The organism is Delftia sp. RIT313 (assembly GCF_000632165.1).
In the GTDB taxonomy this organism is placed as follows: domain Bacteria; phylum Pseudomonadota; class Gammaproteobacteria; order Burkholderiales; family Burkholderiaceae_C; genus Comamonas; species Comamonas acidovorans.
The window spans coordinates 236,071-259,958 of sequence record NZ_JFYT01000001.1 but is presented as its reverse complement, the minus strand read 5'-3'; the positions used below and the strand labels follow the sequence as shown (position 1 = coordinate 259,958).

The 23,888-nt window shown below is 67.7% G+C and carries 20 protein-coding genes; 12 read left to right on the top strand and 8 right to left on the bottom strand.

Annotation, left to right across the window (positions count from 1 at the left end; all coding sequences use genetic code 11):
* Nucleotides 1-22 precede the first annotated feature (22 nt).
* Entirely contained in the window at nt 23-403 is a 381-nt protein-coding gene (locus tag BW39_RS01095; RefSeq protein ID WP_013801111.1) for a PepSY domain-containing protein, read from the top strand.
* Nucleotides 404-548: 145 nt separating this feature from the next.
* A complete protein-coding gene (locus tag BW39_RS01090) occupies nt 549-1,121 on the top strand; it encodes a glycine zipper 2TM domain-containing protein (RefSeq protein ID WP_043819177.1) in 573 nt (190 codons plus the stop codon).
* 67 nt (nt 1,122-1,188) lie between these two features.
* On the opposite strand, the gene BW39_RS01085 is transcribed toward BW39_RS01090, so the two are convergent.
* Nucleotides 1,189-1,710 carry an FKBP-type peptidyl-prolyl cis-trans isomerase gene (locus BW39_RS01085; RefSeq protein ID WP_012206894.1) on the bottom strand — a complete coding sequence of 174 codons (522 nt, stop codon included), beginning with the start codon at nt 1,708-1,710 and terminating at the stop codon, nt 1,189-1,191.
* Nucleotides 1,711-1,862: 152 nt separating this feature from the next.
* Nucleotides 1,863-3,314: an aldehyde dehydrogenase gene (locus BW39_RS01080; protein ID WP_043819175.1), complete on the bottom strand. Its 1,452-nt coding sequence runs from the start codon at nt 3,312-3,314 to the stop codon at nt 1,863-1,865.
* Nucleotides 3,315-3,574: 260 nt separating this feature from the next.
* On the opposite strand from BW39_RS01080, the gene BW39_RS01075 reads away from it, so the two are divergent.
* From BW39_RS01075 to BW39_RS29950, 3 genes are all read left to right on the top strand, one after another.
* A complete protein-coding gene (locus tag BW39_RS01075; protein ID WP_043819174.1) occupies nt 3,575-4,534 on the top strand; it encodes a helix-turn-helix domain-containing protein in 960 nt (319 codons plus the stop codon).
* 103 nt (nt 4,535-4,637) lie between these two features.
* Nucleotides 4,638-5,768: a cupin domain-containing protein gene (locus tag BW39_RS01070; protein WP_013801115.1), complete on the top strand. Its 1,131-nt coding sequence runs from the start codon at nt 4,638-4,640 to the stop codon at nt 5,766-5,768.
* A gap of 387 nt (nt 5,769-6,155) precedes the next feature.
* On the top strand, nt 6,156-6,440 hold the full coding sequence (locus tag BW39_RS29950) for a hypothetical protein (RefSeq protein ID WP_012206890.1): 285 nt from the start codon (nt 6,156-6,158) through the stop codon (nt 6,438-6,440).
* 178 nt (nt 6,441-6,618) lie between these two features.
* On the opposite strand, the gene bamC is transcribed toward BW39_RS29950, so the two are convergent.
* The 5 genes from bamC to BW39_RS01045 all read right to left on the bottom strand — a co-directional run bounded on the left by bamC (nt 6,619) and on the right by BW39_RS01045 (nt 10,775).
* Nucleotides 6,619-7,731, bottom strand: a complete 1,113-nt coding sequence (gene bamC, locus BW39_RS01060) for an outer membrane protein assembly factor BamC (protein WP_034396421.1) — start codon at nt 7,729-7,731, stop codon at nt 6,619-6,621.
* Nucleotides 7,732-7,772: 41 nt separating this feature from the next.
* The gene (gene dapA / locus BW39_RS01055) at nt 7,773-8,669 is read right to left on the bottom strand and encodes a 4-hydroxy-tetrahydrodipicolinate synthase (RefSeq protein WP_012206888.1); all 897 of its coding nucleotides are present in this window, start codon (nt 8,667-8,669) and stop codon (nt 7,773-7,775) included.
* A 75-nt stretch (nt 8,670-8,744) separates the two neighbouring features.
* Nucleotides 8,745-9,314: a class I SAM-dependent methyltransferase gene (locus tag BW39_RS01050; protein WP_034396418.1), complete on the bottom strand. Its 570-nt coding sequence runs from the start codon at nt 9,312-9,314 to the stop codon at nt 8,745-8,747.
* Between the two features lie 71 nt (nt 9,315-9,385).
* Nucleotides 9,386-9,535 (bottom strand): hypothetical protein, encoded by a 150-nt coding sequence (locus BW39_RS31595; protein WP_200871492.1) that lies wholly within the window; start codon nt 9,533-9,535, stop codon nt 9,386-9,388.
* Nucleotides 9,536-9,548: 13 nt separating this feature from the next.
* Nucleotides 9,549-10,775: an MFS transporter gene (locus BW39_RS01045; RefSeq protein ID WP_043819171.1), complete on the bottom strand. Its 1,227-nt coding sequence runs from the start codon at nt 10,773-10,775 to the stop codon at nt 9,549-9,551.
* 160 nt (nt 10,776-10,935) lie between these two features.
* Here BW39_RS01045 and BW39_RS01040 point away from each other — a divergent pair, with 160 nt between their 5' ends.
* The 4 genes from BW39_RS01040 (at nt 10,936) to BW39_RS01025 (ending at nt 18,118) form a co-directional block, all read left to right on the top strand.
* The gene (locus BW39_RS01040; RefSeq protein ID WP_012206884.1) at nt 10,936-12,918 is read left to right on the top strand and encodes a DNA topoisomerase IV subunit B; all 1,983 of its coding nucleotides are present in this window, start codon (nt 10,936-10,938) and stop codon (nt 12,916-12,918) included.
* Between the two features lie 3 nt (nt 12,919-12,921).
* Nucleotides 12,922-13,794, top strand: coding sequence for a lytic transglycosylase domain-containing protein (locus BW39_RS01035; protein WP_043819169.1), 873 nt, complete (start codon nt 12,922-12,924; stop codon nt 13,792-13,794).
* Nucleotides 13,795-13,833: 39 nt separating this feature from the next.
* Nucleotides 13,834-16,221, top strand: a complete 2,388-nt coding sequence (gene parC / locus BW39_RS01030; RefSeq protein ID WP_034396406.1) for a DNA topoisomerase IV subunit A — start codon at nt 13,834-13,836, stop codon at nt 16,219-16,221.
* Nucleotides 16,222-16,348: 127 nt separating this feature from the next.
* Nucleotides 16,349-18,118 (top strand): methyl-accepting chemotaxis protein, encoded by a 1,770-nt coding sequence (locus BW39_RS01025; protein WP_043819168.1) that lies wholly within the window; start codon nt 16,349-16,351, stop codon nt 18,116-18,118.
* A gap of 43 nt (nt 18,119-18,161) precedes the next feature.
* Here BW39_RS01025 and BW39_RS01020 read toward each other — a convergent pair whose 3' ends face one another.
* Nucleotides 18,162-18,620, bottom strand: coding sequence for a RidA family protein (locus BW39_RS01020; protein WP_012206880.1), 459 nt, complete (start codon nt 18,618-18,620; stop codon nt 18,162-18,164).
* Between the two features lie 173 nt (nt 18,621-18,793).
* On the opposite strand from BW39_RS01020, the gene BW39_RS01015 reads away from it, so the two are divergent.
* From BW39_RS01015 to BW39_RS01005, 3 genes are all read left to right on the top strand, one after another.
* Nucleotides 18,794-21,283 carry a DNA internalization-related competence protein ComEC/Rec2 gene (locus BW39_RS01015; RefSeq protein WP_043819167.1) on the top strand — a complete coding sequence of 830 codons (2,490 nt, stop codon included), beginning with the start codon at nt 18,794-18,796 and terminating at the stop codon, nt 21,281-21,283.
* Nucleotides 21,284-21,426: 143 nt separating this feature from the next.
* Nucleotides 21,427-22,896 carry a circularly permuted type 2 ATP-grasp protein gene (locus BW39_RS01010; RefSeq protein WP_012206878.1) on the top strand — a complete coding sequence of 490 codons (1,470 nt, stop codon included), beginning with the start codon at nt 21,427-21,429 and terminating at the stop codon, nt 22,894-22,896.
* Nucleotides 22,897-23,865: an alpha-E domain-containing protein gene (locus BW39_RS01005; RefSeq protein WP_012206877.1), complete on the top strand. Its 969-nt coding sequence runs from the start codon at nt 22,897-22,899 to the stop codon at nt 23,863-23,865.
* The last annotated feature ends 23 nt before the right edge of the window (nt 23,866-23,888 follow it).

Below are 23,888 nucleotides of genomic sequence, written 5' to 3'. Positions count from 1 at the left end.
TTCACATGCCAAGGAGAACCTCATGCCTTCCATCCGACAACTGATTTCCCGCGCTGCACGCCATGGCCTGACGGGCCTGGGCATTGTTCTGATCGCCACTGCCGGGCTGGTCGCCCAGGTGCAGGCCCAGGCAGCCGCCACGGGCGGGCCGTCCGTGACCGTACAGGCCGGCGAGGCCGTGGCCACCACGGTGGCCTCCGTGCGCGGCGCCTTCCAGGGGCCGGGGCTGAGCATCCGCGAAATCTTCGAACGCATGGAAGTCCTGGGCTACCGCGACCTGCGCGAGATCGAGTGGGAGGACGGCCTCTATCAGGTCAAGGGCCAGACCGGCGATGGCCGCCCTGTGAAGCTCTACGTCGATGGCAACAACGGCAACGTGCTCAGCATCCGCGCACGCAATTGAGGCCGGGTGGGCAGGCTGATTTTTGTCAGCAAGTGTTCTGTCCGGTCGGCAGGCATGCTGCCTGGGACGTTGAAGCGGTATGCAGCCGCCGACCGGTACGGTGGCTGCCCTTGATCGATCCACGGACAGTACACAGGAGATTCTCATGCCTTCCATTCATCGCTTGAGCGCCATGGGCGCCGGCTGCATTGCCGCGCTGATGCTCAGCGCCTGCGCGGGCTACCCCCAGCAGGGCGGATACCCGGGTGGCGGCTACCCTGCCGGTGGCTATCCGGCTGGCGGCTATCCGACCAGCGGCTACCCCAGCGGTGGCTATCCCAACGGCGGCCAGCCCGGCACGGCCTACCCGGGCGGTGGCGGCTATGCGCAGCAGGGGCGCGTGACCAATGTGCAACTGGTGCAGATCCAGCAGCCCAGCGGCATTGGCGGCTCGGGCATAGGCGCCGGGGCCGTGGTGGGCGGCGTGGTCGGCGGGGTGCTGGGCCGCCAGGTGGGCAAGGGCAGTGGGCGCGACATCGCCACCATTGCGGGCGTGGTGGGCGGTGCCATGGCGGGCAATGCCATCGAGAAGAACACCGGCCCTGGCGACCTGCGCGATGTCTACCGCGTCACCGTGCAGTTGAACGACGGCAGCACGCGCGTGTTCGACTACCAGAACAATCCGCAGCTGCGCATAGGCGAGAGCGTGCGCGTGGACAACAACCAGCTGATTCGCTGAGTACCAGGCTCGCTCCATGCAAAAGGGCTCCCCGCAGGGAGCCCTTTTGCATTTCAGCGCGGCAATTTCAGTGCAGCGTGTCGTTGCCCGGTGCCATGGGCTGGATGCGGAAGAATCCGGTGCCGGCCGAGCCGCGGCCGATTTCCTCCTCGGTGGCCTCGCGCACGCCTTCGACCTTCAGGTGCAGGCGCAGCGCAATGCCGGCCAGCGGGTGGTTGCCGTCCAGCACCACATGCTCGGGATAGATTTCCGTGACGGTGTAGAGCAGGTCGGGCTGCACGGCGCTGCAGCCCTTGGGCAGGGCGCTGGCCTCGAAGCTCATGCCTTCCTCCAGCTCGGCCGGGAACAGGGCGCGCGGCTCCAGGAAGATCAGGCTTTCGTTGTAGTCGCCAAAGGCTTCCTCGGGCTCCAGGTGCAGGTCCAGGGTCTTGCCCTGGCCGTGGCCCTGCAGGGCTTCCTCGATGCGCTTGAGCAGATCGTCGCCGCCGACCAGGAACTCCACGGGCTCATCGAGCACGTCCAGTTCCTCGCCCAGGGTGTCCTTGAGGGTCCAGGTCAGAGCGACCACGCATTGTTCTGTGATTTCCATGGTGTGCAGCTTGTGCGGCCCATGCCGCGGTGGGGAAAAAGAAAGACCGCCGCGCGCGCCCGTGTTTGACGAAGGCGTGCCGGCGGCCGCGTTGGCGCGATTTTCCCACGGCTGCCCGGCTGCTGCGCAGGCCGGGCGGCGAGTCCTGCCGATCAGAACGGATAGTGGCGGGGGGTGGTCTGCATGGTGATCCAGCGCGTCTCGGTGAAGGCATCGATGCCTGCCTGGCCGCCGAAGTGGCCGTAGCCCGAGTTTTTCACGCCGCCAAAGGGCATCTGGGCCTCGTCATGCACGGTGGGGCCGTTGACGTGGCAGATGCCGGCCTCGATGCGCGCGGCCACGCGCCAGCCGCGCGCGGTGTCGCGGGTGTAGACGGACGAGGACAGGCCGAATTCGTTGTCATTGGCCATGGCGATGGCCTGCTCCTCGCCGCGCACGCGCACGATGGCCTTGACGGGGGCGAAGGTTTCCTCGCGGAAGATGTCCATCTCGGGCGTGACGCCGTCGATCAGCGTGGCCGCCATCAGGGTGTTGGTGGCCTTGCCGCCGCACAGCAGCCTGGCACCCTTGGCCAGCGCGTCGTCAATCAGGCGGTTGGCGCGCTCCACCGTGGCCATATCCACCACCGAGCCCAGCACCACGGGGCCCTTGCGCGGATCGCCCAGCGGCAGCGAGGTGGCGCGGGCCACGAGCTTGTCCAGGAAATCGCCGGCCACGGACTCGTCCACGATGATGCGTTCGGTGGACATGCAGATCTGGCCCGAGTTGGCGAAGGCACCGAAAGTGCAGCCGGCCACGGCGGCGTCGATGTCGGCATCGTCCAGCACCACGAAGGGCGCCTTGCCGCCCAGCTCCAGGATGGCGGGCTTGAGGTACTTGGCGCAGGTCTGGCCGAGGATGCGGCCCACGCGCGTGGAGCCGGTGAAGTTCACGCGGCGCACGGCCGGGTGGGCCACCATGGCTTCGACCACGGCGCCCGCATCTTCGGGCGCATTGGTCACGAAGTTGACCACGCCGGGCGGCAGGCCGCCTTCCTGCAGGGCCTCGATGATCAGGCCGTGCGTGGCGGGGCACAGTTCCGAGCCCTTGAGCACCACGGTGTTGCCGCAGGCCAGCGGCGTGGCAATGGCGCGCACGGCCAGGATGACGGGTGCATTCCAGGGCGCAATGCCCAGCACCACGCCGGCGGGCTGGCGCACGGCCATGGCCAGGCTGCCGGGCACGTCAGAGGGAATGATCTGGCCGTTGATCTGGGTGGTCAGCGATGCGGCCTCCAGGAACATGTTGGCAGCCAGGTGCACGTTGAAGCCGGCCCAGATGCCCGAGGCGCCCGTCTCGGCGGCCATGGCGGCGGCAAACGCCTCGGTCTTGGCCTCCAGCGCCTGCGATGCCTTCATCAGCATCTGGCGGCGTTCGGTCGGGCCCAGTGCGGCCCAGGCGGGGAAGGCCTTTTGCGCGGCCTCGACGGCGCGCACGGCATCTTCGGGCGTGGCGGCCGGGGCGCGCGTGGCCACCGATCCGTCCAGCGGATTGCGGCGCTCGAAGGTGGCGCCATTGCCGGCCTGTGCGGCCTGGCCTGCGATGAGCATGGTTTGTTCGATCATGACTGTCTCCTTGGTATGCGGTTGTGGCCTGGGCGTTGGCGCTGCCGGGCGTGCCGGTCATCGTAGGAGCAGGCGATGGCGCAGGCAGCCCGCTGCGCGCACTAAGCGCATGACGGATCGTGCACAGGCTCCGGGGTTTACCCTTGTCCTGGCTGTCCGAGGGGAAAGCCATGGGGCGCGACGGGCCTGCACTTTCCCATAATCACGTCCATGGCCGCACACAGATCCTTCACCCGTGCGGCGAGCAGGAGAGACCGCACATGACCGATGCCATGGTGTTGAGCACCGACGGACTGCCGCCCGGCGAGACGGCGTCGGCCTGGCACGCCTGGATGTCGCGCCTGTTTGCTGGCCTGGATACCGATGTCTATGGCGATCGCCTGTTCGAAGGCCATGTGCGCGTGGCCAATGCCGGCGATGTGGTGCTGACCCGGCTGGAGGCGGGCCGCCACCGCGTCATGCGCAGCATGCAGGGCCTGCGCGCCCATGAGTCCCCCTATCTGAAGATCGTCGCGCCCTGGGAGGGCGTGGCCAGCGTGCGCCAGCACAACCGCGAGGCCAGCGTGCGCAAGGGCAGCTGGGTGATCTATGACACGGCGCAGGAGTACGAGGTCACCAACCCCGAATGGTCCGAACACCTCATCGTGATGCTGCCGCGCCAGGCCATCGTGGAACGGGGCATCCGGCTGGAAGGGCTGATGGGGCGCAATGTGGGCGGCAGCTCGGGCATTGCCCGCATCGCGCTGGAAACCATGCGCAGCACGTACCAGGAGCTGCCCGGCATGGCGCCGCATCTGGCGCGCCGCGCGGGCGAGCTGCTGGTGGACATGGTCCATCTGTCGCTGCAGGAACTGGCCGGGCAGGGCACGGCAGGCACGCAGCAGATGGCGCTGCAGGACCGCATCCGCGCCCATGTGGCGGCCCATCTGCGCGACCCGGGCCTGTCGGTGGAGTCCGTGGCCGCCGCGCTCAACTGCAGCAAGCGCCATCTGCACAACGCCTTTGCGGACAGTCAGACCAGCCTGGGCGCCTTCATACAGCACAGCCGCCTGGAGCTGTGCATGCGCGAGTTGCTGCAGCCCGCCCAGGCGCAGCGCACCATCACCGAGGTCGCCATGGATTGCGGCTTTGGCAGCACCGCGCATTTCAGCCGCGCTTTCAAGATCTATACGGGCCTGTCGCCCTCGGATTTCAGGGCCATGCGCAAGCCGGCCGGCTGACTGCCACGAAGCCATTGCGGGGCAGCTTGCGCTGGCGCCAGGACAGGGCAATGCCCGCATAGGACAATGCCGCCCTGTCTCTTCGCTCACTTCGGACCATTTCATGGACACCAACACACCGCTTGCCCTGCTGGGCGGGCTTACCGCTTCCCAATTCATGCGCCGCCACTGGCACAAGAAGCCCTTGCTGGTGCGCCAGGCAATCCCGGGCTTCAAGCCCCTGATTCCCCGCGCCAGGCTGCTGGCCATGGCAGGCGAGGACGGTGTGGAGTCGCGCCTGATCCAGCAGCAGGACGGTGGCCACTGGAAGCTCAGCCACGGCCCGCTGTCGCGCCGCAGCCTGCCCTCGCTGCAAAAGCCCGGATGGACCGTGCTCGTGCAGGGCGTGGACCTGCACGACGACGGCGTGCACCAGCTGATGCAGCAGTTCCGCTTCGTGCCCGAGGCGCGGCTGGACGATCTGATGATCAGCTTTGCCACCGACCAGGGCGGCGTCGGCCCGCATTTCGACAGCTACGACGTTTTCCTGCTGCAGGCGCATGGCCGCCGGCGCTGGCGCATCGGCCGCCAGAAGGACCTGTCGCTGCAGCCCGATGTGCCGCTGAAGGTGCTCTCGAATTTCGAGCCCGAGGAGGAGTTCGTGCTCGAGCCCGGCGACATGCTCTACCTGCCGCCCAAGTGGGCCCATGACGGCATCGCCGAGGGCGAGTGCATGACCTACTCCATCGGCTTTCGCTCGCCCGCGCGCGACGAACTGGCCCGCGAGCTGCTGCTGCGCATGTCCGACGAGCCCGATGAACCCGAAGCGCCCATGGTCTACCGCGACCCCGACCAGCCCGCCGTCGAGGCCCCGGGCGAGATTCCGTCGAGCCTGCACGACTTCGCGCGCAAGGCGCTGGAGCGCGCGCTGGCCGAGCCGCTGGCGCTGGAGCGCGCTCTGGGCGAGTACATGACCGAGCCCAAGGCCAATGTCTGGTTCGAGCATGGCGAGGAACACGGCATGTTCGAGAGCGTGGTCCTCGACCGCCGCACGCGCATGATGTATGACGCAAAACACATCTTCATCAACGGCGAAAGCTATCTGGCCGGTGGCCGCGATGCCACCCTGATGCGCAAGCTGGCCGATACGCGTGCCCTGTCACGCGCCGATCTGGCCAAGGCCAGCGATGACGCGCTGGAGCTGCTGTCCTCCTGGTTTGACGCCGGCTGGGTGCGAGGCGGGCCGCTGTCCTGAACCGGGTAGACGCTGTGACGCAGTCATGCTAAGTTCGGGCATTCACCGTTGACAGCGTTCTGCTGATTCATGACGGACTCCGATAGATTTGTAAAGAATTGTCTTGGGTTCGTCAGTAAATTGACAGCAACCTGGTTTTGTTACACAGTGGACGCCAAGGCAGCTTCGTGCTGCCCTATTCGGACTTGGCAAGAGGATTTGTGCGGAATTGTTCAGAGGTTGTCAGTTTCAGTCAGCCTCGAAAAAATCTCCCTATAATTCGCTCCAAGTCGAATGAATGTGTTTGACGTGGCCTGGCCGCCGCGTACCGGTTGCCCGCATCCGGTGGCGCAAGTGGCGGGGCCCCTCCTGTGTACTGTCTTCTTACCTACTCTCTAGGAAACTGTGATGAAGAACTCTCTGATCCTGGCTACCGTGATCGCTGCTGCAGCTCTGGCCGCTTGCGGCAAGAAGGAAGAGGCTCCGGCCCCCGCTCCCGCACCCGCCGTTGAAGCTCCCGCACCGGCAGCTCCCGCTCCCGCAGAAGCTCCTGCTGCTCCCGCCGCCGACGCTGCTGCTCCCGCAGCGCCTGCCGCCGACGCTGCAGCACCTGCTCCCGCTGCTGACGCTGCCGCTGCAGACGCCGCCAAGGCTGCTGCCGACGCTGCCGCCAAGGAAGCCACCAAGCAGTAATTCGGCCCTCGCCGATGGCAGAGGTTTCGGCCTCTGCCGCGAAAGAACCGCATCCTTCGGGCTGCGGTTTTTTTTTCGTCTTTGCTTTGGTCCGTAAAAAAGCCACCGGCAAATGAATGCGCGGTGGCTGCAAGCCAAGGGCGGACGCTGCCGCCCCAAGGTCCGAAAAGAGGCTTGCTTACTTCATGTCGTCGGTGATGACGCGCACGATGCGCTGGGCATTGGCCGATGTCTCGGGCTGGCCCTGGGTGTTGAGCACGGTGACGGTGGACTTGTCGCCTTCGCTGCGCACCTGGATCTGGTACTTGACCGGCGCGGCCGCATCGGGCGAGCGGCTGAACAGCTTGCTGAAGAAGCCCTTGGGCTCGACCTTGGCGTCAGGCGCGACATAGCGCACGAAGTAGATGCCGCGGCTGCGGTCACGGTCCTCCACGGTGAAGCCCGTGCGGTCCAGGGCCACGCCGACACGGCGCCATGCGCGGTCAAAGCCTTCGTCGATCTGCAGCACGGGCTGTCCGTTGGCGGATTCCATGCGCACGCTGCCGGTGGCGGCTGCCGTGGTGGTGTTGGCCTTGGCCACGGCATCGGCCTGCTCCTGGCTCACGCCGAGCTTGACCATCAGGCGGCGCAGGAATTCGGTTTCCAGTTCCGGGTCGGAGGGGCGCGGCTGCCAGATGGTCTGGTCCTTCTGGGCGCTGGTGTAGACCTCCTGCATGCCGCGGTGCGTGATGTAGACCTCGGTGGAGCCGTCGGCCGAGCGCTCCAGGCGTGTGCGGAAGCGGTCGCGCTCGCTGGTGGAGTACAGGCCGTCGAAGACCTTGCCCAGCGTCTTGCGGATCACGTCCTGCGGGATCTTGGCGCGGTTCTCGGCCCAGTCGGTCTCGATGATGCCCAGCTGGCGGTCTTCGGTGGTGAAGATGAAGCCGTTTTCCAGCCAGAAGTCACGCACGGGCTCCCACAGCTGGTCGGCCGGGCGCTTGATCACCAGCCAGCGCTGTTCGCCGTTGCGCTCGATGCGCACATCGCCCATTGCAACGGTGGCCGTGCGGCCTTCGCTGGGCTTTTGCGCCTTGGAGTTGGCTTCCATGGCTGCGGCGGAGACCACGCCGCCGGGCACGGCATAGCGCGAATCCGTGGACAGCTGGGTCAGGTCCGGGGGGACTTCCAGGGTGGGCGCCTGCTGCTTGCCGGCGCTCTTGTAGTCGATCTTGCTCTCTTGGAACGTGGTCGTGCAGGCTGTCAGGCCGATGGCCAGGCTCAGCAGGCTCAGACGTGCAATGGGCTGTTTCACGCGAATATCCTTGGTGCGTTCGGTCGGTGGGGCGGGGCGCCTCACAGCAGGCCAGCGGAGCCCAGGGCGGCTTCCACGGTGGCTTCCAGGTTCTTGCTCAGAGGTGTCATCGGCAGGCGCATGGCCGGGCCGCACAGGCCCAGGCGCGCTGCGGCCCACTTGACGGGAATGGGGTTGGCCTCGACGAAGAGGTTCTTGTGCACGGGCATCAGGCGCAGCTGGATGTCCATGGCAGTGCGCACATCACCGGCCAGGGCCGCCTTGCACAGATCGCTCATCAAGCGCGGTGCCACGTTGGCCGTGACGCTGATGTTGCCGTGGCCGCCGCACAGCATCAGGGCCACAGCGGTCGGGTCATCGCCGGAGTACACGCCGAAGTCCTTGGGCACTTCACGGATCAGCCACTGGGCGCGCTCGATGTTGCCCGTGGCTTCCTTGATGCCGATGATGGCGGGGATCTGCGCCAGGCGCAGCACGGTGTCGTGCTGCATGTCGGCCACGGAGCGGCCGGGCACGTTGTAGAGCACCACCGGCAGGTCGCCCACCGCTTCGGCAATCGCCTTGAAGTGCTGGTACTGGCCTTCCTGCGTGGGCTTGTTGTAGTAGGGCACGACCTGCAGCTGGCTGTCGGCGCCGACCTTCTTGGCGTAGCGGGCCAGCTCGATGGCTTCGTGCGTGCTGTTGGCGCCGCAGCCGGCCATCACGGGCACGCGGCCTGCGGCCTGCTCGACGGACACGCGGATGATTTCGCAGTGCTCCTCCACGTTGACGGTGGGGGATTCACCTGTCGTTCCCACCACGCCGATGCAGTCCGTGCCTTCGGCCACATGCCAATCGATGAGTTTTCGCAGCGCCGGGTAGTCAACACTACCGTCCTCGTGCATGGGCGTGATGAGGGCAACGATGCTGCCAGTGAGAGCGACGGAGGAGGATGTCATGTCCGCAAGAAAAAACGGGAAAGGATCATTCTAACGAGTGTCGGAGGCAGGCCCAAGGCGGGCGCCTGTAGGGATTCAGGCGATTGCAGAGCCTGACGCCTTCTGATGCGCCAGCATGGCCACGGGTTCCCGGCCTGTTGCATCGGGGCGCAGCGCCGCAATGCGCTGGACCATGCGATCGGGCTCGCCCAGCTGGCCGTGCTCGTAGGCCACGATGTGCCAGCCCGCGCAGGCCTGCAGCAGCTCGCCGGGCGCCAGCAGGAAATCGGGGCGGGAAGGCTTGCCGAAAGCCTCGTTGCCCTGGGCAAAGGTTTCGTACAGCAGCACGCCGCCGGGGGCCACGCTGTCCAGCAGCGCCGGCCACAGCGGGCGCCACAGATAGTGGGTCACGACCACGGCGCCGAACTGCCGGCCGGGCAGGGGCCAGGGGCCGTTTTCGATGTCGGCGCACAGCAGCTCGCCCACGCCCTGCAGGCCGGCCAGGGCCTGGGCGTCGCGGTCTACGCCGGTGACGGCGTGGCCACGCGCATGGAACCAACGCATGTGCCGGCCGGGCCCGCAGGCCACGTCAAGCACCGAGGCCTGGGGCGCCAGAAGGTGCGACCAGCGTTGGATCCAGGGCGAGGGCGGCGTGGCTGCGTGCATGTGCAATTTTGGAAATAAAGTGAAAGCGGCCGACATTGTGCCGGCAGGCCTTCGCCGCTCCCGCTTCCATTTCAGAAGCAGGCCCAGATCTGGTCTGCCATGCCCAGCATGAACTGCGGCTGCAGGTAGAGCATGAAGACCAGGCCCAGCACCAGCAGCACGACGGCCCACAGCGCCAGCCTGCGCAGGATGCGTGGGCGGGGCCTGGTGGATGTGGTCATGGATGTCGTCATGTCAGGCAGCGGCCTGGGCCGCGCGCAACCGTGCCACGGGGGCTTCGCGTATGGGCAGGTTCAGCAGGCCGGCGGCCACGCCCAGGCCGATGGCCAGGTACCAGACCACCTGGTAGCTGCCTGTTTGGTCATAGAGATAGCCGCCCAGCCAGACGCCCAGGAAGCTGCCCACCTGGTGGCTGAAGAACACCATGCCGCTCAACATGGACAGATGCTGCACGCCGAAGATCTGGGCCACGGTGGCATTGGTCAGCGGCACGGTGGACAGCCACAGCAGGCCCATGGCGGCAGAGAAGATGTAGACCGACCAGGGCGTCAGCGGCGCCAGCAGGAAGAGCACGATCACCACCGAGCGCGTGAAGTAGATGGTGGACAGCAGGTAGCGCTTGGGCAGGCGCTGGCCCAGGTTGCCGGCCACGTAGGTGCCAACGATGTTGAACAGCCCCACCAGCGCCAGCGAGATGCTGGCCACCTGCGGTGCCAGGCCGTAGTCCTTGAGGTAGCTGGGCATGTGCACGCCGATGAACATCACCTGGAAGCCGCAGACGAAGTAGCCGGCCGTCAGCAGCACGAAGCTGGGCGTGCGCAGCGCTTCGGCGACGGCCTGGCCCGCGCTCTGGTCGCGCACGGGACGGGTGTTGCCGGCCTGGAAGCCCGGCTCGCGCAGGCCGAAGGCCAGCGGAATGATCATCAGCGCGCACAGCGACAGCAGCAGCAGGGCGTTGGACCAGCCGAAGTTCGAGATCAGGCTGCCTTCCACGGGCACCATGAAGAACTGGCCGAAGGAGCCCGCCGCCGCCGTCACGCCCATGGCCCAGCTGCGCCGCGCCACGGGAATCTGGCGGCCCAGCACACCGTAGATCACGGCATAGGTGGTGCCTGCCTGGGCTGCGCCGATCACCACGCCGGCCGTCAGGGCGAACCAGGTTGTCGTGGGCGCCATGGCCATGCCGGCCAGGCCCAGCGCATACAGCAGCGCGCCCACCAGGAGCACGCGGAAGGCGCCGAAGCGGTCGGCCAGCATGCCGCCGAAGATGCCGAGCACGCCCCAGGACAGGTTCTGGATGGCGATGGCAAGCGCGAAGGACTCGCGCGTCCAGCCCATTTCCTGGGTGATGGGCTGCAGCCACAGGCCGAAGCCGTGGCGGATTCCCATGGACAGCGTCACGACTGCGCCCCCGCACAGCAGTATCTGCACCATGGACATGGGTTGGTTGTTTTTTTGCATGCGGCAAACTTTAGCGAAACTCCGGGTTTTGCGCTGTGCCGCTTGGGTCGCCCATGCGCCAGCGCGGCCCTTGATGGCAGCGGCTTTTTCGGGATAGTCACTGTCAATGACTGTGAATGCATCCAGCACTGAGCCGGGCCGCGCACTACAATCCGCCCCCATGGCAGTCAAACCATCTCCCACTTCCGCAAGCGAATACTCCGAAGGCTCGATACGCGTGCTCAAGGGCCTTGAGCCCGTCAAGCAGCGTCCCGGCATGTACACGCGCACCGACAACCCCCTGCACGTGCTGCAGGAGGTGATCGACAACGCGGCCGACGAGGCACTGGCCGGCTTCGGCAAGAAAATCCGCTTCACCCTGCATTCCGACGGCTCCTACAGCGTCGAAGACGACGGCCGGGGCATCCCCTTCGGCATGCATCCCGAGGAAAAGGCGCCCGTGGTGGAGCTGGTCTTCACGCGGCTGCATGCGGGCGGCAAGTTCGACAAGGGCAAGGGCGGCGCCTACAGCTTCTCGGGCGGCCTGCACGGCGTGGGCGTCTCGGTCACGAATGCACTGGCCACGCGCCTTGAGGCCTGCATCCACCGCGAGGGCAAGGTGGCCACCATCGCCTTCTCGGGCGGCGACGTGGTCGAGCCCCTGCAGTCGCGGCCGCTGGCCGCGGGCGAACGCAAGCAGGGCACGACCGTGCGCGTGTGGCCCGATGCCCGCTATTTCGAATCGCCCCAGTTGCCCATGGGCGAGCTGATGCACCTGCTGCGCAGCAAGGCCGTGCTCATGCCCGGCGTCTCGGTGACCCTGGTCAACGAGAAGACGCGCGACACCCAGACCTGGCAGTTCAAGGGCGGCCTGCGCGACTACCTGCAGCAAAGCCTGCATGGCGAGGCGGTCATCCCCCTGTTCGAGGGCGAGGGCTTTGCCGACCGCCACCACGACAGCTTTGCCGAAGGCGAGGGCGCCGCCTGGTGCGTGGCCTTCACCGAGGACGGCGCACCGCTGCGCGAAAGCTATGTCAACCTGATCCCGACCACCGCCGGCGGCACGCATGACAGCGGCCTGCGCGACGGCCTGTTTCAGGCGGTCAAGGCCTTCATCGAGATGCACTCGCTGCTGCCCAAGGGCGTCAAGCTCATGCCGGATGACGTCTTTGCGCGCGCCAGCTATGTGCTCAACGCCAAGGTGCTGGACCCGCAGTTCCAGGGCCAGATCAAGGAGCGCCTGAACTCGCGCGATGCCGTGCGCCTGGTCAGCGGCTATGTGCGCCCCGCGCTGGAGCTGTGGCTCAACGAGCACGTGGAATGGGGCCGCAAGCTGGCCGAGATCGCCATCAAGGCCGCGCAGACCCGCCAGAAGGCGGGCCAGAAGGTCGAAAAGCGCAAGGGCTCGGGCGTGGCCGTGCTGCCGGGCAAGCTCACCGATTGCGAAAGCCGCGACCTGAGCCTGAACGAGGTCTTCCTGGTCGAGGGCGACTCGGCCGGCGGCAGCGCCAAGATGGGCCGCAACAAGGAAACCCAGGCCGTGCTGCCCCTGCGCGGCAAGGTGCTCAACACCTGGGAGGTGGACCGCGACCGGCTGTTCGCCAACAACGAAATCCATGACATCTCGGTGGCCATCGGCGTGGACCCGCATGGCCCCAACGACACGCCCGACCTGTCGGGCCTGCGCTACGGCAAGGTCTGCATTCTTTCGGATGCCGACGTGGACGGCTCGCACATCCAGGTGCTGCTGCTGACGCTGTTCTTCCGCCATTTCCCCAAGCTCATCGAGGCCGGCCACATCCATGTGGCGCTGCCGCCGCTGTTCCGTGTGGACGTGCCTGCGCGCGGCAAGAAGCCTGCGGCCAAGATGTACGCGCTGGACGAGGGCGAGCTGACCGCCATCCTGGACAAATCGGCCAAGGACGGCGTGCCGCGCGAGAAATGCCAGATCAGCCGCTTCAAGGGCCTGGGCGAGATGAATGCGGAGCAGCTGTGGGAGACCACGCTCAACCCCGACACGCGCCGCCTGCTGCCCGTGCAGTTCATGAACCTGGACTTCGCGGCGGCCGAGCAGGTCGTCACCAAGCTCATGGGCAAGGGCGAGGCCGCAGCGCGCCGCGAGCTCATGGAGCTCCATGGCGACGCCATTGAAGTCGATATCTGACCCATGACTGTGCTCCGCGCCGCCCTGAAGCACCGCCCGCACCCGGCGCGCGGCGCCGGGGTGCGCGCGCTGGCGGCGCTGGGCCTGGCCCTGGCGCTGTGGGGGCTGGCGCGGCCGGCGCATGCCGATCTCTGGGCCTTCGTGGACGAGCGCGGCATCACGCACTTCGCTGCCGAGGCGCTGGACGAGCGCTACAGGCTGTACTTTCGCGGCTCGGTCTACGACAGCGCCGAGCAGGGGCTCAAGCCCCCGATGGTGCAGGCCGAGGCCGCTGCCGACGCTGACGGCAGCGGCGATGCCGGCCGCAGGCTGCAGGCGCATACGCGGCTGCAAAGCTTCTTCGACATCTCGCCGCGCTACAAGAGCGTGCGCGGCCATCTGCGCAAGGCGGCGGACCACACGGGCGTGGACTACGACCTGCTCAAGGCCGTGATCGCCGTCGAGTCGGGCTTTGACGCGCAGGCCATCTCGCCCAAGGGGGCGGTCGGCCTGATGCAGCTGATGCCGGCCACGGCCCAGCGCTTCGGCGTGGAGGCCAGCCGCCAGCGCAGCGTGCAGCAGCAACTGGCCGATCCGGCCGTCAACGTGCCGGCTGGCGCGCGCTACCTCAACCATCTGATGGGGCTGTTCCCCGGCCGGCTGGACCTGGTGCTGGCCGCCTACAACGCAGGCGAGGGCGCCGTGCGGCGCGCGGGCCAGGCCATCCCTCCCTTCCAGGAAACCCGCAATTACGTGAAGGCCGTGCTCGGCATCTACGAGCAGCTGCAGGGCGGGCGCGAGCGCGCGGGCCCTGCAGCGCCTGCAGCAGCGGCGTTGCCGGGCACCACGCCCCGGGTGCGCATGACGCTGCCCACAGGACTGCCCACGCCGCAATGAGCGGTATTCATTGCATTTTTTGAGATCACGAATTTCTTCATGAGCGACCAAACCTCTCTGGATCTGGCACAACAGGCGGCCGGCGATGCACTGGACCTGGGCCAGTACGCGCAACGGGCCTATCTCGAATACGCACTGTCCGTGGTCAAGGGCCGGGCACTGCCCGATGTGACCGACGGCCTCAAGCCCGTGCAGCGGCGCATTCTGTACGCCATGGACCGCATGGGCCTGAGCTACAGCGGTCCCAACCACAACACGGCAGCCAAGCCCGTCAAGAGCGCACGCGTGGTCGGCGATGTGCTGGGCCGCTTTCACCCGCACGGCGACCAGTCGGCCTACGACGCGCTGGTGCGCATGGCGCAGGACTTCAACCAGCGCTATCCGCTGGTCGATGGCCAGGGCAACTTCGGCAGCCGCGACGGCGACGGCGCAGCCGCCATGCGCTACACCGAGGCGCGCCTGTCCAAGATCACGGGCCTGCTGCTCGACGAGATCGACATGGGCACGGTGGACTTCGTGCCCAACTACGACGGCAGCACGCAGGAGCCGCAGCAACTGCCCGCGCGCCTGCCGTTCGCCCTGCTCAATGGCGCCAGCGGCATTGCCGTGGGCCTGGCCACGGAAATCCCCAGCCACAACCTGCGCGAGGTCGCCGACGCCTGCGTGGCCCTGATCAAGCGGCCCCAGCTCAGCGACGAGGAACTGTTCCAGATCATCCCCGGCCCCGACTATCCGGGTGGCGGGCAAATCATCAGCAGCGCCTCCGACATCCAGGACGCCTATCGCACGGGCCGTGGCAGCCTCAAGCTGCGCGCGCGCTGGAAGATCGAGGAGCTGGCGCGCGGCCAGTGGCAGATCGTGGTGACCGAGCTGCCGCCCGGCGTCTCGGCGCAGAAGGTGCTCGAAGAGATCGAGGACATCACCAATCCCAAGGTCAAGACCGGCAAGAAGGCCTTGAGCCAGGAACAGACTCAGCTCAAGGCCAGCATGCTGGCCGTGCTCGACGGCGTGCGCGACGAGTCCAGCAAGGATGCGCCCGTGCGCCTGGTCTTCGAGCCCAAGACCGGCAAGGTGCCGCAGCAGGAACTGATCACGGCGCTGCTGGCGCATACCAGCCTGGAGTCGTCCAGCTCCATCAACCTGACCATGATCGGCCTCGATGGCCGCCCGGTGCAGAAAAGCCTGCGCCTGATGCTCGAGGAATGGATCGCCTTCCGCCAGACCACGGTCACGCGGCGCAGCCAGCACCGGCTGGCCAAGGTGCTGGACCGCATCCACATCCTCGAAGGCCGCCAGGCCGTGCTGCTGAACATCGACAAGGTCATCGCCATCATCCGGGCCAGCGACGAGCCCCGGCAGGCGCTGATCGATGCCTTTGCGCTGTCCGAGCGCCAGGCCGACGACATTCTTGAAATCCGCCTGCGCCAGCTGGCGCGGCTGGAGGCCATCAAGATCGAGCAGGAACTCAAGGAACTGCGCACGGAGCAAGGCAAGCTCGAAGACATCCTGGGCAGCGAAAGCACCATGCGCCGCCTGATCTGCAAGGAGATCGAGGCCGATGCCAAGCAGTTCGCCGATGCGCGCCGCACGCTGATCCAGGAGGAAAAGAAGGTCGTCGCCGAAGTCAAGGTGGTCGATGAACCCACCACGGTCATCATCTCGGACAAGGGCTGGGTGCGCACGCGCCAGGGCCATGGCGTCGATGCGGGCACGCTGAGCTTCAAGGCCGGCGACAGCCTGCACGGCACCTTCGAGTGCCGCACCGTGGACCAGTTGCTGGCCTTTGGCAGCAACGGCCGCATCTATTCGGTGCCGGTGGCGCAGTTGCCCGGCGGGCGCGGCGATGGCCAGCCCGTGACCACGCTCATCGAGCTGGAGGCCGGCACCCAGATCCTGTACTACTTCGCCGGTGCCGAGGGCACGGCGCTGCTGCTGTCGGGGTCGGGTGGCTACGGCTTCGTGGCCATGGTGAGCGACATGGTCTCGCGCCAGAAGGCGGGCAAGGCCTTCGTCACGCTGGCCGACGGCGAGACGCTGTGCGCCCCTTCCACGGCCTACGGCGTGCCCATGGGCGCACGTGCGGAGCCGCAGGAAGGCGAGCAGGGCGCGGGCCTGCTGCTGCCGGCCACGCATGTGATCTGCGCCTCCACGGGTGGCCGCATCCTCACCTTCGAGATCGCCAGCCTCAAGCACATGGCCAAGGGCGGGCGCGGTCTCATGCTGCTCGATCTGGAGGACAAGGACACGCTGGCGGGCGCTGCCGCCTACACGCGCAGCATCCGCATCGATGGCCTGGGCCGCGGCGGCAAGGAGCGCAGCGAGACGCTGGAGATCCGCAGTCTCAACAATGCCCGTGGCACGCGCGGCCGCAAGGGCAAGTCGGCCGACCTGGGCTTCAAGCCGCAAAGCGTGACGCGCGTGGAGTAAGAACGCGGCCACCCCTGCAATGCCCTCCGCGAAAGGGGCGGATCAGGGGTTTCCTCTGGGTTTTTCCGCCCACCAGGCCTTCTTCCAGGCCTCAACATGGAGTCTTCCAAAATGAGGGAGACTGGATATGCTGCGACTTCGCATGGCACACAAGCTGTGGCTTGCAGTGGCCGCCATCGTGGTGGCGCTGGTGGGCGTGGTCGGCTTGTCGGGCTATCGCTCGGCCCAGGTCCAGGCCCGGTCCGAGGCGGTGACCCAGGAGATGCAGGCGCGGGTCCAGGCCGCCGTGCGTTGGATGGGGCTGACCGAAACCAACGCGGCCCGCACCCAGGCTGTGGTGGTCAGCAGTGATGCCGCCGTCGAGGCCGAGTTCAAGGACGTGATCAGCGCCACCTCGGCGCGGATCACCGAGGTGCAGAAATCACTGGAAGCCATGCCCCTGTCCGACGCAGACAAGGCGCAGATGGCCAGGATTGCGGCAGCCCGCAAGACCATGATCGAACTGCGTGCCCAGGCACGCCAGCTCAAGGCCGACGGCCGGCAGGACCAGGCATTGGTCCTGGTCAAGCAGTCCTACAACCCTGCCGTGGATGCCTACCTGCAGTCGCTGCGCGACTTCGTGCAGATGCAGGAGCAGGTGGCGCGCAGCAGCCAGGAAGAGACGGCAGCCTCGCGCAGGCTCACCGTGGGTTTTGCCGCTGCGGCCGTGGGCGTGCTGCTGCTGTGCATCGTCATCGGCGCCCATTTCCTGATTGCCAGCATCCGCCGTCCCCTGGCCCAGGCCAGCGAACTGGCCGAACGCATTGCCGCAGGCGACCTGAGCGCAGGCGTGCAGGGACAGGCACAGCGTGCTGATGAATTCGGCGACCTGCTGCGCTCGCTGCAGGCCATGAGCGAATCGCTGTCGGGCATGGTGCAGCAGGTGCGCCAGAGCACGGACAGCATCGCCATCGCCAGCGCCGAGATCGCCACCGGCAACCAGGACCTGTCCGTGCGCACCGAGCAGACCTCCAGCAACCTGCAGGAGACGGCTGCCGCCATGGAGCAGTTCACCAGCACGCTGCAGCAAAGCGCCAGCAGTGCCCAGCAGGCCAGCAGCCTGGCGGCGGGCGCGTCACAGGTGGCGCAGCGCGGCGGCGAGGTCGTGGCCCGGGTGGTCGAGACCATGAAGGGCATCAACGACAGCAGCAGGCAGATTGCCGACATCGTCGGCGTCATCGACTCCATTGCCTTCCAGACCAACATCCTGGCGCTGAACGCCGCCGTGGAGGCGGCCCGCGCCGGAGAGCAGGGCCGGGGCTTTGCCGTGGTGGCCAGCGAGGTGCGCACGCTGGCACAGCGCAGCGCGGCGGCTGCCAAGGAAATCCGCCAGCTCATCGGCGCTTCGGTGGAACGGGTGGAGGACGGCGCCCGCCTGGTGGGCGATGCCGGCACCACCATGGAGGGCATCGTGCAGTCCGTGCAGCGCGTGGCCGACACCATCGGCGAGATCACGGCGGCCTCTTCGGAGCAAAGCGCGGGCGTGGCCCAGGTCAACCAGGCCGTGGGACAGCTGGACCAGATGACGCAGCAGAACGCGGCCCTGGTCGAGCAAAGCGCAGCCGCGGCGCAAAGCCTGCGGGAGCAGGCCGAGCAGCTGTCGCGCACGGTGGCGGTGTTCAAGGTGGCGCACCTGGCGCCTTCGCCGACGACGCTCGCAAGGCAGGCTGCGCCGGCGGCGCGCACTGCGCACAGCGCGGCCGCAGCGCCAAGGCGGCCGGCAGCAGCCGTGGCGCCTGCGGCTGCCGGGCCGGTTGCAGCGCGGCCTGCCGCAGCAAGGGCGGCGGCGCCCAAGCTGGCCTCGGCGCCCCGGCCTGCCGCACCGGCAGCCGAGGATGGCCAATGGGAGAACTTCTAGCCGCCTGCGAGCACGGCGGCGCCGTGCGGCGGCATGCTGCCGATCAGGCCAGTTCGGCGATCAGCTCGATTTCCACGCAGGAGCCCAGCGGGATCTGGGCCACGCCGAAGGCGCTGCGCGCATGCGTGCCGGCATCGCCGAAGACCTGGCCCAGCAGCTCGCTGCAGCCGTTGGCCACCAGGTGCTGCTCGGTGTAGTCGCCCGTGGAGTTGACCAGGCACATCAGCTTGACAATGCGGCGCACGCGGCCGAGGTCGCCGCCGGCGGCGTGCTGCAGCGTGCCCATCAGGTCGATGGCGATGGCGCGCGCGGCCTGCTGGCCGTCGGCAGTCTGCAGATCACGGCCCAGCTGGCCGGCCCAGACCTTGCCGTCCTTGCGCGCGATATGGCCGCTCAGGAACACCAGATTGCCCGTCTGCACATAGGGCACGTAGGCCGCCGCCGGGATGGCAGGCGACGGCAGTTCGATGTTCAGGGCCTTCAGTTGTTCGTAAACGCTCATCGTTGATTCCTTCGAGACAAGAAAAATCCGGCGCCAGTGCCGGGGTGGCGGACAGTGTGACACAGCCCCTTGCACCCTGGCATGTCAGGGCCTGGGCTTCCGTCAGTCTGATTGTTGTCTGAATCCGAGGCGGTGCATGGTGGCTGCGCGGCATCCGCTCCTAGCATGTGTGGATGCACCCTGCGGCACCTGCCCAAACCCTCTCGCCGTCTTCCTGGACGCCCCTGCTGCTCGGCTGCGTGGCCGGTGCGGCCTGGCAGGTCACGCAGCCGCGCCTGTGGCCGTTGTGGATGTATCTGCTCTTGGCGGGCATGGGGCTGGCAGGCCTGGCATGGAGGGCATGGGCAGGCCGGCGCGGCCGTGGTGTGCACCGCCTGTGGGCCGCTGTCTGCGCTGCCTTGCTGGTGGGCGGGTTGACCGGCTGGCGGGCCCAGGATTTTGCGGGCCAGGCGCTGTCTGCGCCGTTGGAGGGGCGTGACCTGCGCATCGTCGGCGTCGTGGCATCGCTTCCCCAGAACATGGCCCAGGGCATGCGCTGGCGCATGGAGGTGGAGCAGGCTCGGATCGCCGGCAGCGAAGAGGTCTTGGCGCCGTTTCCTGCACGGATCGAACTGTCCTGGTATGCCCCCCGGGGCCGGCAGTCCAGGGGTGTTGCCATGCTGCCCGATCTGCGACCGGGCCAGCGCTGGGCGCTGACCGTGCGGCTCAAGCGCCCGCATGGCGCGCGCAATCCCCATGGTTTCGACTATGAGCTGTGGCAGTGGGAGCAGGGCGTGCAGGCCACGGGCCATGTGCGCGAACAGCCCGCTGCACGCCAACTGGCCGACACCGGCAGCCATGCCCTGCAGCGCTGGCGCCAGCAGATGCGCGACGCCATCCTGGGCTGCACATCCGCGCTTGCGGCATCCCTGCAGCGCATCGGCCTGGACCCTGCCCATGCGCCGCGCATGCTGGGTGTGGTGGCCGCCCTGGCCATGGGTGATCAGCAGGCCATTGCGCGGGATGACTGGGCGCTGTTTAGGCATACCGGCGTGGCCCATCTGATGAGCATTTCCGGCCTGCACATCACCTTGTTCGCCTGGCTGGCAGCCCTGGTGGTGGGACGGCTTTGGCGCTGCAGCGCACGGGCCTGCCTGTGGTGCCCGGCGCCGCAGGCGGCCCTGCTGGCCGGCGTGCTGCTGGCGGGCGGCTATGCGCTGTTCAGCGGCTGGGGACTGCCGGCGCAGCGCACCGTCTGCATGCTGGCCAGCGTGGCTGCGTTGCGCGGCGCCGGACTGCGCTGGCCCTGGCCCGCCGTGTGGTGCCTGGCGCTGGCCGTGGTCGTGGTGCTGGACCCCTGGGCCCTGTGGCAGGCCGGCTTCTGGCTGAGCTTTGTGGCCGTGGGCGTGCTGCTGGCCACCGATGCGCGCATGCAGGGCGCGCAGCGGCCTTCGCTGCCTGCCCGTGCGCTGGCCCTGTGGGGCGAGCAATGGCGCATCTCGCTGGCGCTGGCGCCGCTGGGTCTGATGCTGTTCGGCCAGCTTTCGCTGTCGGGGTTGCTGGCCAATCTGGCGGCCATTCCCTGGGTGACCTTCGTGGTCACGCCGCTGGCCCTGCTGGGGGCCTTGTGGCCGCCTTTGTGGACAGGCGCGGCGCTGGCGCTGGCCCCGCTGCTGGAGCTGCTGCAATGGCTGGACCAGTGGGCATGGGCCGTGGTGCAACTGCCGCAGCCACCGCTGTGGGCAGGGCTGGCTGCGCTGTGCGGTGGCCTGGCGCTGGTGGCTCCGGTGCCTGCCGGATGGCGCTGCTGGGGCCTGGCCATGTGCCTGCCGGTCCTGTGGTGGCCGTCGCCATCACCGGCGCATGGCGAGTTCGATCTGATGGCCGTGGACATAGGCCAGGGCAATGCCGTGCTGGTGCGCACGGCGCGGCATGCCTTGCTGTATGACGCGGGGCCGCAGTACGGCCTGGACAGCAATGCCGGCGACCGGGTGCTGGTGCCGCTGTTGCAGGCTCTGGGTCTGAGGCTGGATGCCCTGTGGCTCAGCCACCGCGACAATGACCACACGGGCGGTGCATTGGCCGTGCATGCCGCGCAGCCGCAGGCGGAGGTCTGGGGATCGGATTCCGTGATCCTCGACCCTGCGCTGGCCGGCCTGGGCGCTGTGCGCCGCTGCCAGGCGGGCCAGCACTGGGAATGGGATGGCGTGCGGCTGGAGGTGCTCCATCCGTCTGCCGGCGAACGGTTGCCCTCCGCACGGGCGCTGGCCCATGCCAATGCGGGCAGCTGCGTGCTGTTGCTGCGCTCGGCATCTGGCGTGCAGGCCTTGCTGGCCGGTGACATCGAGGCTGCGCAGGAGCGGTCCCTGGCACGGGCCGGCGCCCTCACGCCCGTGCAGTGGCTGCTGGTGCCCCACCACGGCAGCCGCACTTCATCGAGCACCGCCCTGGTGCAGGCACTGGCACCGCGCTGGGCCATGGTGCAGGCGGGATATCGCAGCCGCTATGGCCATCCTGTCCCCGAGGTGGTGCACCGCTATGAGGCCCATGGCGCCGGCGTGGTGCAGTCGGCCCGCTGCGGCGCGGCGCACTGGCGCTCTTCGGACCCCGTGCACCTGGTCTGCGAGCGGGAAAGGGCACGCCGCTATTGGGATGTGCACGTGACGCAGGGGCAGGGCGGATAGGGCGTGCGCCGATGGCGGAGCAGGATGCATATGCTGGATACCGCTTGTCCGGATTGAGGTTACCTATCGCTACACTGGTGCGATACGAGGGTTGGCCCGTAGCTTGCTAGACCCCGTACACATGCAGCGACAGGAGGTGACGAATGCATCCATTTGACGAGATGTACACGATGACGCCGTTCGACGGCAGCGATGTGCGCCTGCACTACAAGGACTACGCGCAATGGCTTGCGCGCCAGTCCGAACAGACGCTGCGAGCGCGCAGCGCCGAGGCCGAGATCATCTTCCGGCGCGTCGGCATCACGTTCGCCGTCTACGGCGACAAGGACGAAAGCGGCGCCGGCAACGAGCGCCTCATCCCCTTCGACCTGATACCGCGCGTCATTCCCGCACATGAGTGGTCGCGAATGCAGGCGGGCCTGGTGCAGCGCGTGACGGCGCTCAACCGCTTCCTGCACGATGTCTATCACGACCAGGAGATCCTGCGCGCGGGCCTGGTGCCGCGCGAACTGGTGCTGAACAACAGCCAGTACCGGCCCGAGATGCGCGGCCTGGCGGTGCAGGGCGGCATCTACGCCCACATTGCCGGCATCGACATCGTGCGCGCCGCCAATGCCCAGGGCGAGGGCGTTTACTACGTGCTGGAGGACAACCTGCGCGTGCCCTCGGGCGTGTCGTACATGCTGGAGAACCGGCGCATGATGATGCGGCTGTTCCCGGACCTGTTCTCGCGCCATCCCGTGGAGCCCGTGGCCCACTATCCCGACATGCTGCTGGAGACGCTGCGCGCCAGCGCGCCGGCCGGCACGCCCGAGCCCACGGTGGTGGTGCTGACGCCCGGCATGCACAACAGCGCCTACTTCGAGCATGCCTTCCTGGCCCAGCAAATGGGCGTGGAGCTGGTCGAGGGCCAGGACCTGGTGGTGGACAAGGACGTGGTCTACATGCGCACCACGCGCGGCCCGCAGCGCGTGGACGTGATCTACCGGCGCGTGGACGATGATTTTCTCGACCCCGAAGTCTTCCGCCCCACCTCCACGCTGGGCTGCCCCGGCCTCATGCGCGCCTACCGTGCCGGCAACGTGAGCATCTGCAATGCAGCGGGCACGGGTGTGGCCGATGACAAATCGGTCTACCCCTATGTGCCGGAGATGATCCGCTTCTACCTGGGCGAGGAACCCATTCTGCAGAACGTGCCGACCTGGCTGTGCCGCAAGCCCGATGACCTGCGCTACGTGCTCGACCACCTGGACGAACTGGTGGTCAAGGAAGTCCACGGCGCCGGTGGCTACGGGATGCTGATCGGGCCTGCCGCCTCGCGCGGCGAGATCGAGGATTTCCGCCGCGCGCTCATCGCCAATCCCGGCGGCTATATCGCGCAGCCCACGCTGGCGCTGTCCACCTGCCCCACCCTGGTGGAGCAGGGCATCGCACCAAGGCACATCGATCTGCGGCCCTTCGTGCTCAGCGGCAACCAGGTGCGCATGGTGGCCGGCGGCCTCACGCGCGTGGCGCTCAAGGAGGGCTCGCTGGTGGTCAATTCATCACAGGGCGGCGGCACCAAGGACACCTGGGTGCTCGGGGCCGGTGAGTCAAACGAGGGAGGACATTGAATGCTCAGCCGTACTGCCGATCATCTGTACTGGATGTCCCGCTACACGGAGCGTGCGGAGAACACAGCCCGCATGCTCAACGTCTCCTATGACACCTCCATGCTGCCCCAGGCGCCGCAGGTGGCGCGCAAGGCCTGGCAGGGCGTGCTGTCCATCAGCGAGCTGATCCCCTCCTACGCCGCCCGCCACGGCGAGGTGCAGCGCGAGGCCGTGCTGCACTTCATGGTGCGCGACGAGAGCAACTCCTCGTCCATCGCCTCCTGCCTGCGCGCTGCGCGGGAGAACGCGCGCGCCGTGCGCGGCGCCCTGACCACCGAGGCCTGGGAGACCCAGAACCAGACCTGGCTGGAGCTCAAGCGCCTGCTGGCCGAGGGCGACTGGGAGCGCGATCCGGGCCAGTTCTTCGAATGGGTCAAGCACCGCTCGCACCTGTCGCGCGGCGTGACGCTGGGCACCATGCTGCAGGACGAGGCCTTCCACTTCCTGCGCCTGGGCACCTTCATCGAGCGCGCCGACAACACGGCACGCCTGCTGGACGTGAAGTTCCACGCCATCGAGCGCGACTACCACGGCAGCGCACGCAACGGCGCATCGGGCAAGGCGGCCACGCCGTTCGACTTCTACCACTGGAGCGCGCTGCTGCGCAGCGTCTCGGCCTTCGAGGTCTACCGCAAGGTCTACCGCGACGTGATCACGCCCGAGCGCGTGGCCGAGCTGCTGATGCTGCGCAGCGACATGCCGCGCTCGCTGCTGGCCAGCATGCTGGAGGTGGTGGCCAACCTGGAAAGCGTGGCCAACGCCCAGTCGCGCGAGACCCAGCGCAAGGCAGGTCGCCTGCTGGCCGACCTGCGCTATGCGCGCATCGACGAAATCTTGGCCACGGGCCTGCACGCCTATCTCACGCAGTTCCTGGACCGTGTGCACGACCTGGGCCAGGGCATCAGCCGGGACTTTCTGGTGCCCGCCTGAGTCCGCCGGCCGCCATGCAGCAC

Excerpts from the sequence above, each read along its gene's own strand:
- BW39_RS01095 (WP_013801111.1), top strand. The coding sequence starts at position 23 with ATGCCTTCCATCCGACAACTGATTTCCCGCGCTGCACGCCATGGCCTG.
- BW39_RS01090 (WP_043819177.1), top strand. The coding sequence starts at position 549 with ATGCCTTCCATTCATCGCTTGAGCGCCATGGGCGCCGGCTGCATTGCC.
- BW39_RS01085 (WP_012206894.1), bottom strand. The coding sequence starts at position 1,710 with ATGGAAATCACAGAACAATGCGTGGTCGCTCTGACCTGGACCCTCAAG.
- BW39_RS01080 (WP_043819175.1), bottom strand. The coding sequence starts at position 3,314 with ATGATCGAACAAACCATGCTCATCGCAGGCCAGGCCGCACAGGCCGGC.
- BW39_RS01075 (WP_043819174.1), top strand. The coding sequence starts at position 3,575 with ATGACCGATGCCATGGTGTTGAGCACCGACGGACTGCCGCCCGGCGAG.
- BW39_RS01070 (WP_013801115.1), top strand. The coding sequence starts at position 4,638 with ATGGACACCAACACACCGCTTGCCCTGCTGGGCGGGCTTACCGCTTCC.
- BW39_RS29950 (WP_012206890.1), top strand. The coding sequence starts at position 6,156 with ATGAAGAACTCTCTGATCCTGGCTACCGTGATCGCTGCTGCAGCTCTG.
- dapA (WP_012206888.1), bottom strand. The coding sequence starts at position 8,669 with ATGACATCCTCCTCCGTCGCTCTCACTGGCAGCATCGTTGCCCTCATC.
- BW39_RS01050 (WP_034396418.1), bottom strand. The coding sequence starts at position 9,314 with ATGCACGCAGCCACGCCGCCCTCGCCCTGGATCCAACGCTGGTCGCAC.
- BW39_RS31595 (WP_200871492.1), bottom strand. The coding sequence starts at position 9,535 with ATGACCACATCCACCAGGCCCCGCCCACGCATCCTGCGCAGGCTGGCG.
- BW39_RS01045 (WP_043819171.1), bottom strand. The coding sequence starts at position 10,775 with ATGCAAAAAAACAACCAACCCATGTCCATGGTGCAGATACTGCTGTGC.
- BW39_RS01040 (WP_012206884.1), top strand. The coding sequence starts at position 10,936 with ATGGCAGTCAAACCATCTCCCACTTCCGCAAGCGAATACTCCGAAGGC.
- BW39_RS01035 (WP_043819169.1), top strand. The coding sequence starts at position 12,922 with ATGACTGTGCTCCGCGCCGCCCTGAAGCACCGCCCGCACCCGGCGCGC.
- parC (WP_034396406.1), top strand. The coding sequence starts at position 13,834 with ATGAGCGACCAAACCTCTCTGGATCTGGCACAACAGGCGGCCGGCGAT.
- BW39_RS01025 (WP_043819168.1), top strand. The coding sequence starts at position 16,349 with ATGCTGCGACTTCGCATGGCACACAAGCTGTGGCTTGCAGTGGCCGCC.
- BW39_RS01020 (WP_012206880.1), bottom strand. The coding sequence starts at position 18,620 with ATGAGCGTTTACGAACAACTGAAGGCCCTGAACATCGAACTGCCGTCG.
- BW39_RS01015 (WP_043819167.1), top strand. The coding sequence starts at position 18,794 with ATGCACCCTGCGGCACCTGCCCAAACCCTCTCGCCGTCTTCCTGGACG.
- BW39_RS01010 (WP_012206878.1), top strand. The coding sequence starts at position 21,427 with ATGCATCCATTTGACGAGATGTACACGATGACGCCGTTCGACGGCAGC.
- BW39_RS01005 (WP_012206877.1), top strand. The coding sequence starts at position 22,897 with ATGCTCAGCCGTACTGCCGATCATCTGTACTGGATGTCCCGCTACACG.